At 71.4% G+C, this 15,615-nt stretch carries 13 protein-coding genes and 1 riboswitch; of the genes, 12 read left to right on the plus strand and 1 reads right to left on the minus strand.

Features of this window, described 5'->3' with window-relative positions:
• Positions 1-82: 82 nt before the first annotated feature.
• Positions 83-178: riboswitch (glycine riboswitch) on the minus strand.
• Positions 179-406: 228 nt separating this feature from the next.
• The 9 genes from AB0G35_RS16450 to AB0G35_RS16490 all read left to right on the plus strand — a co-directional run bounded on the left by AB0G35_RS16450 (position 407) and on the right by AB0G35_RS16490 (position 11,082).
• Positions 407-1,132, plus strand: a complete 726-nt coding sequence (locus AB0G35_RS16450; RefSeq protein ID WP_360949260.1) for an AAA family ATPase — start codon at positions 407-409, stop codon at positions 1,130-1,132.
• Positions 1,133-1,265: 133 nt separating this feature from the next.
• Positions 1,266-2,069, plus strand: a complete 804-nt coding sequence (locus AB0G35_RS16455) for an enhanced serine sensitivity protein SseB (protein ID WP_360949103.1) — start codon at positions 1,266-1,268, stop codon at positions 2,067-2,069.
• 120 nt (positions 2,070-2,189) lie between these two features.
• Complete coding sequence (locus AB0G35_RS16460) at positions 2,190-2,987, plus strand: enhanced serine sensitivity protein SseB C-terminal domain-containing protein (protein WP_360949105.1); 798 nt, start codon at positions 2,190-2,192, stop codon at positions 2,985-2,987.
• Positions 2,988-3,393: 406 nt separating this feature from the next.
• A complete protein-coding gene (locus AB0G35_RS16465) occupies positions 3,394-4,392 on the plus strand; it encodes an ABC transporter permease (RefSeq protein ID WP_360949107.1) in 999 nt (332 codons plus the stop codon).
• A 113-nt stretch (positions 4,393-4,505) separates the two neighbouring features.
• Entirely contained in the window at positions 4,506-6,260 is a 1,755-nt protein-coding gene (locus AB0G35_RS16470; RefSeq protein ID WP_360949109.1) for an ABC transporter substrate-binding protein, read from the plus strand.
• Between the two features lie 78 nt (positions 6,261-6,338).
• A complete protein-coding gene (locus AB0G35_RS16475) occupies positions 6,339-7,349 on the plus strand; it encodes an ABC transporter permease (protein WP_360949111.1) in 1,011 nt (336 codons plus the stop codon).
• Entirely contained in the window at positions 7,346-8,446 is a 1,101-nt protein-coding gene (locus AB0G35_RS16480) for an ABC transporter ATP-binding protein (protein ID WP_360949113.1), read from the plus strand. The genes AB0G35_RS16475 and AB0G35_RS16480 overlap by 4 nt, the downstream gene beginning before the upstream one ends.
• Before the next feature lie 29 nt (positions 8,447-8,475).
• A complete protein-coding gene (locus AB0G35_RS16485; protein ID WP_360949262.1) occupies positions 8,476-9,561 on the plus strand; it encodes a dipeptide ABC transporter ATP-binding protein in 1,086 nt (361 codons plus the stop codon).
• Positions 9,562-9,672: 111 nt separating this feature from the next.
• Entirely contained in the window at positions 9,673-11,082 is a 1,410-nt protein-coding gene (locus AB0G35_RS16490) for a M1 family metallopeptidase (protein WP_360949115.1), read from the plus strand.
• A 19-nt stretch (positions 11,083-11,101) separates the two neighbouring features.
• Here AB0G35_RS16490 and AB0G35_RS16495 read toward each other — a convergent pair whose 3' ends face one another.
• Positions 11,102-11,740, minus strand: coding sequence for a trimeric intracellular cation channel family protein (locus AB0G35_RS16495; RefSeq protein WP_360949117.1), 639 nt, complete (start codon positions 11,738-11,740; stop codon positions 11,102-11,104).
• Between the two features lie 94 nt (positions 11,741-11,834).
• On the opposite strand from AB0G35_RS16495, the gene AB0G35_RS16500 reads away from it, so the two are divergent.
• From AB0G35_RS16500 to AB0G35_RS16510, 3 genes are all read left to right on the plus strand, one after another.
• Positions 11,835-12,686: a thioesterase family protein gene (locus tag AB0G35_RS16500; RefSeq protein ID WP_360949119.1), complete on the plus strand. Its 852-nt coding sequence runs from the start codon at positions 11,835-11,837 to the stop codon at positions 12,684-12,686.
• A 147-nt stretch (positions 12,687-12,833) separates the two neighbouring features.
• Positions 12,834-13,385, plus strand: coding sequence for a CU044_2847 family protein (locus AB0G35_RS16505; RefSeq protein WP_360949121.1), 552 nt, complete (start codon positions 12,834-12,836; stop codon positions 13,383-13,385).
• A complete protein-coding gene (locus AB0G35_RS16510; RefSeq protein ID WP_360949123.1) occupies positions 13,382-15,556 on the plus strand; it encodes a trypsin-like peptidase domain-containing protein in 2,175 nt (724 codons plus the stop codon). Before AB0G35_RS16505 ends, AB0G35_RS16510 begins: the two co-directional genes overlap by 4 nt.
• The last annotated feature ends 59 nt before the right edge of the window (positions 15,557-15,615 follow it).

Here is a 15,615-nt window from a genome sequence, read left to right on the forward strand (position 1 = left end):
ACCGGGAGCCCGCGAACGGGCCCGGTTTGCACCTTGGGTGGAGCCGCCCCGTGGGCCGGGCCGGCTCGCTTTTCAGATCTGCCTCGCCCGCGCGGTATAGGGGCCTGAGAGATTCAAGGGAGGACTTGCTCCTTCGGCGCCCCGCCGTGGCGGCCGGGGACTCTCCCGCGCGGATTCAAGCGGCCGGTATGCAGTTGGCGGTGCACGAGTGAAACGGGATGTGCACGTGGCGCGCACATCATTGCACGGGATCGCCGAATACAGGAGGCCCGGTTGCCGCACCGTCCCCGACGTGGGCGGATCGGACAATCGCCTTGATGGCCATTACCTTTTCTTGACACTGTGCGGGTAGGGAACCGGCCCCGGGCCGGACCGCAACCCGGACACAACCCGGACGGGGAGGGTGATCACGGTGCACAGGGACGCGGCACTCGCGGCCGCTTCGGGGGCCGGACCCGAAGAGCCGGCGGCGGTCCGCGCCGCCGCCTCCCGGGCCCGGCGCCCGGCCCGCCCGGTCGTGCGGCCGGGGCGCGGCGCACGGGTGGTGGACCTCCGCGGCGGGCGCCGGGCCCGGCCCGCCGCCGAGCTGCGCTTCCCGCCCGGCGACCTGGTGGTCGTCTCCGGCCTGCCCGGCAGCGGCAAGAGCACCCTGATGCACCGCGTCGTCCCGACGCTGGACGGCGGCGGCGCCGAGGTGCACCGGATCGACTCCCAGGACGTCCGCGAGCGCTGGGAACGCGGCCGGCTGCGCCGGCTGCCCTACGGCCTGTACCGCCCGCTGGTCCGGGCCGCGCACTACCTCGCGCTCGGCCGGGCGCTGCGCTCCGGCCGCAGCGTGGTGGTGCACGACTGCGGGACGCTGGCGTGGGTGCGCCGCTGGATCGCCCGGGCGGCCGGCCGCGGCGGCCGCGGGCTGCATCTCGTGCTGCTCGACGTGACACCCGAGGTGGCCCGGGCCGGCCAGGAGGCGCGCGGCCGCGGGGTCTCGGGGTACGCCTTCGCCCGGCACCGCCGGGCGGTGTCCCGGCTGGTCGACGGCGCGGAGGCGGCGCGGCTGCCCCGGGGGTTCGCCTCGGCCGTGCTGCTGGACCGCCGTGCGGCGAGCGCCCTGGAAACCCTCACCTTCCGCTGACCGCCGCGGCTCTTCCGTCCGCGCCGCCGCCCGCCGCGGCGTGACCCGCCCGGTGGGCGCGGCCTCCGCCTCCCCTCGTCTAGGGTCTTGGGCCAGAAAGTGCGAGTGCGGTGTGGAACACGGGTGGATGCAGATGAACTTTCCGGAGCAGGGGATACCTCAGCTGGCCTGGCCGGCGAACGAGCTGGAAGAGGTGCTGGCCGCGTCGGTCGGGCATCCCGGCGCCGGCGGCCGGATCGTCGAGGTCCTGGGCCGCAGCCGGCTCTGGGTGCCGCTGCCCAACGGCGGCGGTCCGGACGGCGCGGGGCTCGGTACCGCCGGACTGGACCTGCCCACCGTCGACATCGGCGGACTGGCCTACGTCCCCGTCTACAGCTCCGAGCAGGAGTTCCTGCGGGTCGTCGGCTCGCACATGTCCTTCACCGTCGCCCCGGCCCGGGAGTTCGCCCGCGGGCTGCCGCCGAAGGTCGGGATCGCGGTGAATCCGGACGGGACGGTCGGCGTCCCGCTGCCGCCGCCCGCGGTGGCCGAATTGTGTCGCTCGGGACGTCAGGAACCGGACAGCGCGGCACTGCCGAGCGGCGCCCGGGTCCGGCTCTTCGAACCGGACTGGCAGGACGAGCCGGTGGACTTCCTGGCCGCCGCCGGACTGGAGTTCTCCGGCGTCGGAATTGTCCTGACTGCCCGGCGTGTCCTGGCCAGTGTGGAGGGCGACACGCCCGCGCTGTTCGTCGGTGTCCAGGTCGCCACGGCCCCCGAGGCGCTGCACGACGGCTCGGCCCGCGACGCGGTGCTCGCCGGCCTGGGACGCGCCCTGGGCGCGGTGCCGGTGCCCTGGCCCGTCCAGCTCGTCATGCTCGACCTCGCCCAGGGCGACCCGGTCGCCGACTGGATGCTGGAGCGGGTGCGGCCCTTCTACTCCCGCGACCACTCCTAGGGGCCGCCGTCGTTGCGGACCCCGCGGCCTTCCGGCCCTGGACCATCGGCAAGCTCTAAGCTGGTTGGATGACGCGCGGGCGCACCCACACGTGCCCTGCCGAGAGAAGGGACGGACCACGTGAGTGCGGGTGCGCATCAGGGGCCGGCGGCGGCCGGACAGCTGGAGCAGCTGCTGCAGCAGGTCTCGCCCGGCCGTTACGACGCCTACGAGGCGCTGTTGCACGCACTTGCCGCCGGTCAGGTCTGGATGCTGCTCTGGCACGGCCGGGCCGGTTCGCCCGACGCGCAGTACGGGAACATGGAGGTCGACGGCCTCGGCTACGCCCCGTGCGTGACCTCCGCGCCCGAACTCGCCGCCTCCGGCTGGAACCGCGACCACGAGGTCGTCAGCGGCCCGGACATCGCCGCCGCGCTCTTCCCCGACCGCTGGGGGCTGTGGCTGAATCCGCACGCTCCCGGTGGTGGAGTCGGCATTCCGTGGCTCGATCTGCGCCGGATCGCCGGCGGCCTCGACCGGCTGCCCGCCGGCCCGCTGCGGATCTCCGAACCGGTCATCGACATCCCGCAGTTCTACGCCCTGCTGGCGCAGAACGCCCATCGCACGCCCGCCGTACGCTCGTTGCGCCGCGCCTGGGTGCAGCCCGCGCTCGGCGCCCCGTATCTGGCGATCGGTCTGGATCTGTACGACACCGGCCCGCAGGCGGTGGATTCGGCCCGGTTGATGATCCAGCAGTCGATCGGTGCCGTTCCGGACGGACTGCCGGTCTCCACGGTCGCGATGAACGACGAGTACGACCCGGTCGCCATGTGGATGCGGGCCGCCGCCCGGCCGTTCTTCGACCGTGACGGCTACACCCAGCAGCCGGCCCAGCCGCCGGCCCCCTCGTACGGCTACGGCTACCCGCGCCCTTACTGACAGCTGGTCTCTCCCGCCGGAGCGTAGCGCTCCGGCGGGTGTCCTACGGTGAATTCGCCCCGTACACACCGCGGTTGAGGCATTCTCCCGCGGCCCTTCGCTCCGCTCAGCCCGAACTTGTGTCCGTATAACGGAACGTCGTGGAGCACATCACAGTTGCGCATCCTTTCCCCGCCAGGGCTGGTGACTGATCGCGAAGGGGATGAAGACTCCGGAAACAACAAGGGCCTCGGTCCTTTGTGCGAGCGTGATTCCGGGCGGCGTCGTGTGAACCGCTCCCTTCCGCGAGATGAACTCCCGCGAGGACCACCGGACTTGCTCCGCAGTGCACCACTTGACGTGAACCAGGCCGCTACCGCGGCGGGCAGGGGCCGGCCACCGTCGGCCGAGAGGGGTCAAAGGCACCGTGACCGCACCGATCGAGACCACCGGGGCGGCTGCCGAGGCGCAGCCGGAAGCGGTGCTGGAGGGCGTGGCGAGCAAGCGCATCGAAGGGCGCTCGCTCGGCCAGATCGCATGGCTGCGCTTCCGGCGGGACAAGGTCGCGGTGGCGGGTGCCATCGTTGTCATCCTGCTGATCGTCGTCGCGGCGTTCTCCCGTCCGCTGCAGGCGCTGCTGGGGCTGGACCCCAACGCGCCCAACGAGTCGCTGATCGACCCCAACACCACGCTGCCCAAGGGGGACTTCGGCGGAATGAGCGGGGACCACCCGCTCGGCGTGGACCCGAAGTTCGGCCGCGATCTGCTCGCCCGGGTCCTGGAGGGCTCCTGGGTGTCGCTGATCGTGGCGTTCGGCGCCACCCTGCTGTCGGTCGCCATCGGCACCGTGCTCGGAGTGATCGCCGGCTTCTACCGCGGGCGGGTGGACGCCTTCATCAGCCGCATGATGGACGTCTTCCTGGCGTTCCCGCTGCTGCTGTTCGCCATCGCGATCTCCGCCTCGCTTCAGGGCGGCGCCTTCGGCCTGGAGGGCCTGCCGCTGCACATCTCGGTGCTGATCTTCGTGATCGGCTTCTTCAACTGGCCGTACATGGGACGGATCGTGCGCGCGCAGACCCTGTCGCTGCGCGAGCGGGAATTCGTGGACGCCGCCCGGGGCATGGGTGCGCGCGGACCGTTCATCCTCTTCCGTGAGCTGCTGCCCAACCTGGTGGGCCCGATCATCGTCTACTCGACGCTGCTGATCCCCTCCAACATCCTCTTCGAGGCCGCGCTGAGCTTCCTGGGCGTCGGCATCCAGCCGCCCCAGGCCTCGTGGGGCGGCATGCTCAACCAGGCGGTCAAGTACTACGAGGTCGACCCCCAGTACATGATCGTCCCCGGCCTCGCGATCTTCGTCACCGTGCTCGCGTTCAACCTGCTCGGTGACGGTCTGCGGGACGCGCTGGACCCGCGCAGCCGCTGACGGCACCGCGGGCATCCGCCCGGCCGCCACCGCGCTTTGTGTTGTGACGTTTCTCGACGAACGAAGACCGAACGAAGACGTACGAAGACCGAACGAAGGGGACACCGACCACCATGCGAAGGTCAGTTCCGGCCGCGACCATAGCGGCCATCACCAGTGCGGGCCTTTTGCTGGCCGGCTGCAGCGGGGGCAAGGGCTCCTCGGAGGGCTCCGGCGAGGCCAACGCGGCCACCAAGGGCATCGTCAACGCCTCGGACGCCAAGGGCGGCACGGTCACCTACGCGATGAGCGACGCCCCCGAGTCGTTCGACCCGGGCAACACCTACTACGCCTTCATCTACAACTTCAGCCGGCTCTACGCGCGCCCGCTCACGACCTTCAAGCCGGGCCCCGGCACCAAGGGCAACCAGCTGGTGCCGGACCTCGCCGAGTCCATGGGCAAGCCCAGCGACGGCGGCAAGACCTGGACGTACAAGCTCCGCAAGGGCGTCAAGTACGAGGACGGCTCCACCGTCACCTCGCAGGACGTCAAGTACGCCGTGGAGCGCTCCAACTTCGCGCGTGATGTGCTCTCGCTGGGCCCGAACTACTTCCAGCAGTTCCTCAAGGACAACGACGGCGGCGGCTACAAGGGTCCCTACAAGGACAAGAGCAAGGCCGGTCTGAAGTCCATCGAGACCCCGGACGACCAGACGATCGTCTTCCACCTCAAGAAGCCGTTCGCCGAGTTCGACTACCTGGTCAGCGCCCCGCAGACCGCGCCGGTCCCGCAGGCCAAGGACAAGGGCGCGGACTACACCAAGTCCGTGCTGTCCACCGGCTCGTACAAGTTCCAGAGCTACCAGGAGGGCAAGCAGCTCACCCTGGTCCGCAACCCGCAGTGGTCGGCGAAGACCGACCCGCTGCGCAAGCAGCTCCCGGACAAGATCGTGCTGAACCTGAAGGTCGCCCAGTCGACGATCGACAAGGACCTTCAGTCCGGCAACACCCTGGTCGACCTGGCCGGCCGCGGCGTCGACGGCCAGACGCAGGCCCAGCTCCTGACCGACTCCAAGGAGAAGGCCAACACCGACAACGCGCTCGGCCAGCGCCTCGTCTACACGGCGATCAACACCAAGGTCAAGCCGTTCGACAACCTAGAGTGCCGCAAGGCGGTCGAGTACGCGATCGACAAGAAGGCCGTGCAGACCGCGCTCGGCGGCCCGATCCGCGGTGAGCTGGCCTCCACGGTCCTGCCGACCGACATCGCCGGCTACCAGAAGTACGACCTGTACCCGCAGAAGTACGCCGGCGACAAGCTCGACCTGACCGAGGCCAAGAAGCACTGGGACAAGTGCGGCGCCGGCAAGACCACGACCACCATCCTGGCCCGCAACGACCGCCAGGACGAGGTCGACGCGGCCACCTCGGTCATCGAGTCGCTCAAGAAGATCGGCGTCACCGCCAAGATCCAGTCGTACCCGACGAGCAAGTACTTCTCGGACTACGCCGGTGTGCCGGAGTTCAACAAGAAGAACAACGTCGGCCTGATCATGATGCAGTGGGGCTCCGACTTCCCCACCGGCTACGGCTACCTGCAGCAGATCCTGAACGGCAAGGCCATCAGCAAGTCCGGCAACACCAACCTGTCCCAGCTGGACGACCCGGAGATCAACAAGCTGCTCGAAACGGCCATCGCCAACACCGACAAGGCGGCCCGCGAGAAGGCGTACGCCGAGATCGACAAGAAGACGATGGAGCAGGCGGCGCTGGTCCCGCTCACCTACTTCAAGGTCCTGATGTACCGCTCGCCCAAGGCCACCAACCTGGTGTCCACGTCGGCCTTCAGCGGTCAGTACGACTACCTCAACATCGGCGTCAAGAAGTAGCAGCCCTGGAAGGCAGGTGAAGGCATTGGTGTCCGCGGGCCGGTCCCGGCCGGCCCGCGGCGCCGACGCCGCATCCCCGTGTTCTCGTACATCATCCGCAGGTTGATCAGCGCAGTGATCCTGCTGCTGATCGTCAGCGCGGTCACTTTCGGCATCTTCTTCCTGCTGCCGAAACTGGCCGGGCAGAGCGCCGACCAGCTTGCCCAGCAGTACATCGGAAAGGCCCCCACGGCCGCGGACATCGCCGCGGTGAAGAAGAACCTCGGCCTGGACAAGCCCGTGTACGAGCAGTACTGGGACTTCCTCAAGGGCATCTTCGCCGGCGTGGACTACAAGTTCGGCCCGGAAGCGGCCACGTGCCACGTGCCGTGCTTCGGCTACTCGTTCAAGACCCACATCGAGGTCTGGCCGGAGATCCAGTCCCGGCTCCCGGTGACCCTCTCGCTCGCCGCCGGCGCGGCCGTGCTCTGGGTCGTCTCCGGCGTCGCCACCGGCGTGCTCTCCGCGCTGCGCCCCGGCTCGTTCTTCGACCGTACGGCGATGGGCGTGGCGCTGGCCGGCGTCTCCCTCCCGATGTTCTTCACCGGCGCGCTGGCCCTGGCCCTGTTCACCTACCAGTGGCCGATCTTCGAACGCAGCGACTACGTGCCGCTGCTGGACAACCCGTTCCTGTGGGCCCGCACCCTGGTGCTGCCCTGGGTCACCCTGGCCTTCCTCTACTCCGCGCTCTACGCCCGGCTCACCCGGGCCGGCATGCTGGAGACGCTGTCCGAGGACTTCATCCGCACCGCCCGCGCCAAGGGCCTGCGGGAGCGCAAGGTGGTCGTCCGGCACGGTCTGCGCGCCGCGCTCACCCCGATCATCACCGTCTTCGGCATGGACCTCGGCCTGCTGCTCGGCGGTGCGCTCATCACCGAACAGGTCTTCTCGCTCAAGGGAGTCGGCGCCTTCGCCGTCGAGGCGATCAACGCCAACGACCTGCCGAACATTCTCGGCGTCACCCTGCTCGCCGCGTTCTTCATCGTCATATGCAACCTGGTGGTGGACGTTCTGTACGCCGCCGTCGACCCGCGGGTGAGGCTCTCGTGACCGACTCCTCCGAGGACAGGACCGCCACCGAGGCGGCCACCCCGAAATCGTCGCCGCAGACGTCCGCCTTCCTCGAAGTGCGCGACCTGAAGGTGCACTTCCCCACGGACGACGGCCTGGTGAAGTCCGTCGACGGGCTGACCTTCAGCCTGGAGAAGGGCAAGACGCTCGGCATCGTCGGCGAGTCCGGCTCCGGCAAGTCGGTGACCTCGCTCGCCGTGATGGGCCTGCACCGCGCCTCGCGCCAGCAGCGCAGCAAGGTCCGGATGTCCGGCGAGATCTGGCTGGACGGCAAGGAGCTGGTCTCCGCCGACCCGGACGAGGTGCGCCGGCTGCGCGGCCGCGAGATGGCGATGATCTTCCAGGACCCGCTGTCCGCGCTGCACCCCTTCTACTCGGTCGGCAGCCAGATCATGGAGGCCTACCGGGTCCACCACGACGTGGACAAGAAGACCGCGCGCAAGCGGGCGATCGAGATGCTCGACCGGGTCGGCATCCCGCAGCCCGACAAGCGGGTCGACGACCATCCGCACCAGTTCTCCGGCGGTATGCGCCAGCGCGCGATGATCGCGATGGCGCTGGTCAACAACCCCGAGCTGCTCATCGCGGACGAGCCGACCACCGCCCTGGACGTCACCGTCCAGGCGCAGATCCTGGACCTGATCCGCGATCTGCAGAAGGAGTTCGGCTCGGCGGTCATCATCATCACCCACGACCTGGGCGTGGTCGCCGAGCTCGCGGACGACCTGCTGGTGATGTACGGCGGCCGGTGCGTCGAGCGCGGCCCGGCCGAGAAGGTCTTCTACGAGCCCCAGCACCCCTACACCTGGGGGCTGCTCGGCTCCATGCCGCGCATCGACCGGGCGCAGACCGAGCGGCTGATCCCGGTCAAGGGCTCCCCGCCCAGCCTGATCAACGTCCCGTCCGGCTGTGCCTTCAACCCCCGCTGCCCGTACGCGGACGTCCCCAAGGACAACCTCACCCGTACGGTCCGCCCCGAGCTGCGCGAGGCGAGCGGCGGGCACTTCTCCGCCTGCCACATGGCGCCGGAGGAGCGGAAGCGTATCTGGACCGAAGAGATTGCGCCGAAGCTGTGACCGAGACGACTGACGACGAGAACACCACGATCCCGCTCCAGAAGTCGGCGGAGACGGCACCGGCCGGGTCCGGGGACGACGCCGAGCCGCTGCTGCGGGTGCGCGGGCTGGTCCGGCACTTCCCGATCACCAAGGGCCTGCTCAAGCGGCAGGTCGGTGCGGTGCAGGCGGTCGACGGCATCGACTTCGACGTACGGCCCGGGGAGACGCTCGGCGTGGTCGGCGAGTCCGGCTGCGGCAAGTCGACGATGGGCCGGCTGATCACCCGGCTCGACGAGCCGACCGGCGGCTCGATCGAGTTCCAGGGCACCGACATCACCCATCTGTCGACGGGCAGGCTGCGACCGATGCGCCGCGACGTCCAGATGATCTTCCAGGACCCGTACGGTTCGCTGAACCCGCGGCACACCATCGGCGGCATCGTCTCCACCCCCTTCCGCCTCCAGGGCGTCGAGCCCGAGGGCGGGGTGAAGAAGGAGGTGCAGCGGCTGCTGGAGCTGGTGGGCCTGAGCCCCGAGCACTACAACCGCTATCCGCACGAGTTCTCCGGCGGGCAGCGGCAGCGCATCGGCATCGCCCGGGCGCTGGCGCTCAAGCCCAAGCTGGTGGTCGCCGACGAGCCGGTCTCCGCGCTGGACGTGTCGATCCAGGCGCAGGTCGTCAACCTGATGGACGACCTGCAGGAGGAGCTGGGCCTGACCTACGTCATCATCGCCCACGACCTCTCGGTCATCCGGCACGTCTCGGACCGGATCGCGGTGATGTACCTCGGCAAGATCGTGGAGCTGGCCGACCGCACCTCGCTCTACGAGACGCCGATGCACCCGTACACCAAGGCGCTGCTGTCCGCGGTGCCGGTGCCCGACCCCAAGCGTCGCACCCAGCGGGACCGGATCCTGCTCAAGGGCGATGTGCCCTCGCCGATCAACCCGCCCTCCGGCTGCCGGTTCCGGACCCGCTGCTGGAAGGCGACCGAGGTGTGCACCACCACCGAGCCGCCGCTGGTCGCGCTGCGGAGCGGGCATCAAGTGGCCTGCCACCACCCGGAGAACGCGGAGGGCGACGGGTCAGCGGCGGCCGGGGAGCCGGCCGGAACGGCGTCAAGTGATCAGTAACACCTGACGACTTGGCAAAGTCGCGGGTGGAGCGGGGCGGAAGGGTGCAGAGTCAGCACGGTTGTTCGATCTTTGATCGACCGTGAATCCGTGTGTCCGAAGGGATGGCTCATGGCACTCTCCCGCTCCGTCCGCCGCACCTCCCGCTGGCTGGCCCTGGCCACCGCGGTGGCCTCGGCCGCCACCATCGCCGCCGCCCCCGCGGCGACCCCCGGCGCGCCCGGCGTCGGCGATCCGTACTTCCCCGAACTGGGCAACGGCGGCTTCGACGCCCTGCACTACGACCTCGGCGTCAGCTACCACCCCGACAGCGGCCGGCTCGACGGCCGCACCACGCTCACCGCCCGGGCCACCCAGAACCTCTCCGCCTTCGACCTCGACCTGCAGAAGCTGACGGTCGACTCGGTGCGGGTGAACGGCCGGCGGGCGCACTTCGCGAGATCCGGCGACGAGATAACCGTCCGCCCCGACTTCCCGCTGCGCCGCGGCGGGAAGTTCACCGTCACGGTCGCCTACCACGGCGTTCCCCAGGCCCTGAGCGGGCCGATCGTCTTCGGTTCGGACTACGGCTGGATGAAGACCAAGGACGGGGTGTTCGTCGCCTGCGAGCCGAACGCCGCCTCGACGTGGTTCCCCTCCAGCGACCACCCGAGCGACAAGGCGACGTACGACATCCGCATCGACGCTCCCAAGGGGCTGACCGGGGTCTCCAACGGCCGGCTGATCGCCTCCGGGGAGGCGCACGGCCGCTCGTACGCCCACTGGCGCGAGTCCCGCCCGATGGCGACCTACCTCGCCACCGCCACCATCGGGAAGTTCGACGTCCGCACCGGCACCACGCCCGGCGGCATCCCGATCTACGTGGCTACCGACCCGACCCTGCCCACCGGTCAGGTGGACGTGTACGGCATCACCGCGGAGGCCACCGACTACTGGTCGAAGGTCTTCGGGCGCTACCCGTTCGAGGAGACCGGCGCGATCGTCGACGACATGCCGCAGGCCGGGTTCTCGCTGGAGGTGCAGTCCAAGCCGGTCTACTCGGCGGTGCGCAGCGAGACCACGATCGTCCACGAGCTGGCCCACCAGTGGTTCGGCGACTCGGTGTCCGTGCGGCAGTGGAAGGACATCTGGCTCAACGAGGGCTTCGCCAGCTACGCGCAGTGGCTGTGGAGCGAGCACCGCGGCACGCTGAGCGCCCACGACGCCTTCCGCAAGGCGTACGACGCGATCCCCGCCGACGACGCCTTCTGGAAGCAGAAGATCGCCGATCCGCAGCGCGACACGATGTTCTCCGCCGCGGTCTACCGGCGGGGCGCGATGACGCTCCAGGCGCTCCGCGAACGCATCGGTGACCAGGCGTTCTTCAAGCTGCTGCCGGCCTGGACCGCGGCCCACCGCTACGGCAACGCGCACACCGCCCAGTTCGTCGCGCTGGCCGAGAAGATCTCCGGGCAGAAGCTGGGGGACTTCTTCGACACCTGGCTGTACACGGAGAGCAAGCCGGCGCTGTCCGGGAAGTAGGCCGCCGCTGCCGGGCGGGTCAGTCGGCGTCCGGCCGGCGGCCCGGCCGGGGGCGGAGCTGCTGGGGGCGCGGCAGGTGCAGCCCCAGGTAGACCGCGCCCATGCGCAGGGCGAACACCACCCCCGCCGAGATCGCCGCGGCGGGGGTGGGCCGGGCGCCGAGGTGGTGCAGCAGGAGGAGGCAGCCGGCGCCGGCCAGGGCGGCGATGGCGTAGACGTCCTCGCGCAGCAGCAGCGGGGGGAACTCGCCGCAGAGCACATCGCGGATGACCTCGCCGGTGACGCCGGTGAGCACCGCCAGGATGATCACGGCGAGCGGGGTGGCGCCCGCCGCGATGGCGGCCCGGGCGCCGATCACGGTGACCACGGACAGTCCGACCGCGTCGACCACCAGCAGCGATTTCCGGGGCAGGGACCAGAACCGCAGATAGATGATGGTGCCCACGCCGACGCAGATGATCACGGTCAGCAGTACCCAGTCGTGCGTCCAGTACAGCGGCCGCCGGTCCAGGATGAGGTCGCGCAGCGTGCCGCCGGAGATGGAGGCGGCGAAGGCGAGCACCAGGCCGCCGAAGGGGTCCATGTTGGCGCGGTAGGCGGCCAGCACCCCGCTCGCCGCGAAGGCCGCGACGCCGGCCAGGTAGAGGACGTGAAGCATGGCGTCATCATCGCAGGGCCGGAACGGCGCTCTCCGCTTGCGTCCGGAAAAGCTGACCCTACCGGTCGGTAATTTATCCGTGTACGGTGCCGCCATGGCTCTGGTCACCTCATCAGGCAACAGTGAGTTCGACCGCGACACCGCGGTCACCCGCCGCGCAACCGGCATCTACGAAGCCCAGCTCTCCCCGGGCTGGACGATCATCCAGGCGGTCAACGGCGGCTACCTCCTCGCCCTCATGGGCCGCGCCCTCGGCGACGCCCTGCCCCACCCCGACCCGCTGTCGGTCACCGCGCACTACCTCACCGCCTCCGTGCCCGGCCCGGCCGTCATCCGCACCGAAGTGGTCCGCACCGGCCGCACGATGTCGACCGGGACCGCGACCCTGGTCCAGTTCGCGGAGGACGGCAGCGAGGTCGAGCGGCTGCGGGTGCTCGCCGCGTACGGCGATCTCGGCGCCCTGCCCGACGACGTCCGCACCACGGCCAAACCGCCCGCCATCCCGCCGTACGAGCACTGCCTGGGCGCCGACAGCGCCCCCGGCGGGGCCCCGGCCATCCCCGGCAGCACCGCCATCGCCGAGCGGCTCGACCTCCGGCTGGACCCGGCGACCGCGGGCTGGGCGGTCGGGGCGCCGTCCGGCCGGGGCGAGATGCGCGCCTGGTTCGGACTCGCCGACGGCCGGGACCCCGACCCGCTGTCCCTCCTGCTGACCGTCGACGCGCTGCCGCCCACCGCGTTCGAGATGGGGCTGTCCGGCTGGGTCCCCACCGTCGAACTGACCGTCCACGTCCGGCACCGCCCGGCCCCCGGTCCGCTGCGGGTCGCCATCACCACCCGCAATCTGGCCGGCGGGTTCCTTGAGGAGGACGCGGAGGTGTGGGATGCGGAGGACCGGCTGGTGGCGCAATCGCGCCAACTCGCCCGGGCCCTGGGAGTGGACTGATCCGACGGGTCGGCACGGCCGTGTCCGGATGGTGCCGTGCGGCCCCCTCTGGAACGGACTTTCCGCAGGTGGCCACCGGTGCGAGAGGGCGGAGAGTGACGCAAAAGTGCGCGCGGGGGCGATGCGGCTCATGTCAGACTGATCGACATGGGGGACGTGCCGCTCACGATGGAAGACGGGACCGTGGTCTGGCTGCGCGCTCAGGCACCGGCCGCCACCGACGGCCCGCCCGGACCTGCGCCCGGTCAACCAGCGGCCGCTGACGGCGAGTTGGAGCTGCCGGACGCGTTCGGCTCCGCGCAGCCGGTCAGCGTCGACGGCCGGATGGGCCGGGCGCTGACCCGCGGCGGCGAGGTCCTGGAGGAGGCACTGCGGCCGCTCGGCGGCGTCCTCGGCCAGATCCACCGCTCGATCTCGGCCGGCAGCCACCGCCCGGACGAGGTCACCGTGGAGTTCGGGGTGACCCTCGGCTCCGACCTGCACCTCGGGGTGTTCACCGGCAACGGCGAGGCCAGCTTCAAGGTCTCCGCCACCTGGAACCTCGCCGGTGACCGCGACGCCCACCGCGCCGGTGACCGCGACGCCCACCGCGGCGGTGACCGCGACGCCCGCCGCGACGGCGACCGCGGCGAACGCGACGGCACGGGCGCCCCGGACACCCCCGGAGGCCCCGGCACCTCGGGTGGTGCCGCGCCATGATCGCCGGTGCAGGTCCGGACACCCCGCTCCAGTTGTCCTTCGCCTCCGTACGCGACGGCGAACGGGCCGTCGGCGCGGGCGTCCTGGTCGCCGAGCGGCTGATCCTGACCTGTGCCCACGTCGTCAACAGCGCCCTGGGCAGGGCGCGTTTCTCCCAGGACATCCCTGGGCCCGGCGAGACCGTCACGGTCCGGCTGCCGCACGTCGCGGCAGGGGTGGACCTGACCGCCCGGGTCGTGCGCACGATGTGGACCCCGCCGCGGGCCACGGCCACCGGCCCCGGCCCGGCCGAGCCCGGGCGGGTGCCGTACCACGGCGACCTCGCGGTGCTGGAGCTCACCGACGCCCCGCCGCCCGGCGCTGAGCCCGCACCGTTCCTCCAGCACAACTACGCCGGGGAGACCATCGCGTTATGGGCCAGCGGCAATCCGCTGCCCACGGTCCGGGCCGTGCCCCGGGTCTCGGCGCCGCCCTGGATCGCGCTGGACGTGCTCGGCGGCACCCAGGTCACCGAGGGCTTCAGCGGCGGACCGCTGTGGGACCGCGAACGGCAGGCCGTGGTCGGACTGGTCGTCGCCGTCCACCGCGCCCCCGAAGGCGCCGGGGACCGGCCCGCGACGATGTACGCCATCAGCGTGCCCGCCATCGAGGCCGAGCTTCCCTCCCTCCCGCCCTCCGCGGTGCCCACCGCCCGCCGCGGCGTCCAACAACTGCTCAGCGCGCTGGAACGGGTCCTGAAGGGCCGCGAGGCGGTGCCGGACTGCGAGCGGCGGCTGGCCGCCCGGCTCGGCCGGACCTCGGCGGGCCCGGCCGCCGATCTGGAGCGGCTGGTCGGCCTCGCGGTGAGCGTCCGCCGCGGCCTCCCCGAACTCCTCGACGTGGTCCGCGACCAGGAACCCCCGGTGCTGCCCGACCCGTACGACCCGCATCACCGCCCCGGCCCCTACGGCGCCCGCGAGGACTGGGAGCGGCTGCGCCGCGCGGCCCGCACGGTCCGCCCCGGCGAATACCTGACCACCCGTCAGCGCCGCGACCTGGCCGGCCTGCTGGCGCACTGCACCCGCACCGACCCCCGCACCCTCCTCGCCCAAGTGCTGCCGCACGCCCCCGAACTCCCCGCCGTCACCGGCCTCGCCGATGCCATCGACGCCCTGGAGGGCTTCGGGCCCACCACCGGTGCCCCGGTGCCACCGCTGCTCCAAGGGGTGGTGCGGATCAGCGTCGAGGAGCGGGCGGCCGGCCCGTACCCGGCCGACGACCTGGACGCCTGGGTGGAGCGGGTGGCCGCCCGGTCCGGCGTGGACGAGGCGGCGATCAGCCAGTTCCGCGCCGATGTGACGGTCGCCGCCCCTGCGCCGGTGGCCGGGCCCGGGCCGGCGGCCACCGCCGCCCGCGGACCGGCCCTCGCCCCCCGGGTCCAGGTGGAGCTGCTGCCGGCCCCCACCGGCCGCCGCTTCACGTACCAGATCTGGACCTTCGCCGACGGCCGGCCGCACCGTCTCGCGCTGGTCCGGGACACCGAGGCGGGGAGCGAGCAGGTGGTCGACGACATCCGCCGGGTGCTGCGCACCGAGGTGCGGGAGGACCCGGAGACCGCCCTGGTGGAGTACTTCCTCCCGTGCGCCTGGCTGGGCCTCGACGTCGACGCCTGGGAATCACCGGACAGCGACGAGGACGGGCCGTTCGCCCCGGGCATCACCCGCCGGGTGGTGGTCCGCACCACCGAGCGCTCACGGGAGAGCTACGCCGGCTGGAAGCAGCGCACCGCCGCCCTGCCGCACGCCAAGCGGCTCGTCCTCGACCACCGGCACACCGACCGCAAGGTCGCCCGCGCCCAGCTGGAGGTCCACCGCGACGCCGGCACGGTGATCGTCTGCTGTCCGCCGCACCACCACGGCACACTGCTGCGCCAGTGCGTCCAGGCGGGCGTGCACACGGTCCTGTGGCACCGCGCCGACCACGGCGAGCACCTCGCCCAGGATCTGCTGGCCCTGGTGGACAGTGCGGACCACACCGAGGTCCCCGAGGTCGTCCGGCTCGAACGGGCCAAGGCGATGGCCGAGCCCGAGAGCTCCACCCACCCCGGCCGCAAACTGTCCCTGCTCTACGACGCCCCGGACCACCGGCCCCCGCAACTCGCCCCCGACGCCTGGGTACTGACCCAGCCATGAGCACCCCGGAACGACAGCCACACCGGTGCCCCGCGGGGCGGGGGAGCCGGGGCGCGAAC

Origin of the sequence: Streptomyces sp. NPDC021749, assembly GCF_040640655.1 — a bacterium.
Lineage (GTDB): Bacteria > Actinomycetota > Actinomycetes > Streptomycetales > Streptomycetaceae > Streptomyces.

Bases quoted from the DNA above. Each gene is read 5' to 3' on its own strand.
- AB0G35_RS16455 (WP_360949103.1), top strand. From the start codon at position 1,266: ATGAACTTTCCGGAGCAGGGGATACCTCAGCTGGCCTGGCCGGCGAAC.
- AB0G35_RS16470 (WP_360949109.1), top strand. From the start codon at position 4,506: ATGCGAAGGTCAGTTCCGGCCGCGACCATAGCGGCCATCACCAGTGCG.
- AB0G35_RS16490 (WP_360949115.1), top strand. From the start codon at position 9,673: ATGGCACTCTCCCGCTCCGTCCGCCGCACCTCCCGCTGGCTGGCCCTG.
- AB0G35_RS16495 (WP_360949117.1), bottom strand. From the start codon at position 11,740: ATGCTTCACGTCCTCTACCTGGCCGGCGTCGCGGCCTTCGCGGCGAGC.
- AB0G35_RS16500 (WP_360949119.1), top strand. From the start codon at position 11,835: ATGGCTCTGGTCACCTCATCAGGCAACAGTGAGTTCGACCGCGACACC.
- AB0G35_RS16505 (WP_360949121.1), top strand. From the start codon at position 12,834: ATGGGGGACGTGCCGCTCACGATGGAAGACGGGACCGTGGTCTGGCTG.
- AB0G35_RS16510 (WP_360949123.1), top strand. From the start codon at position 13,382: ATGATCGCCGGTGCAGGTCCGGACACCCCGCTCCAGTTGTCCTTCGCC.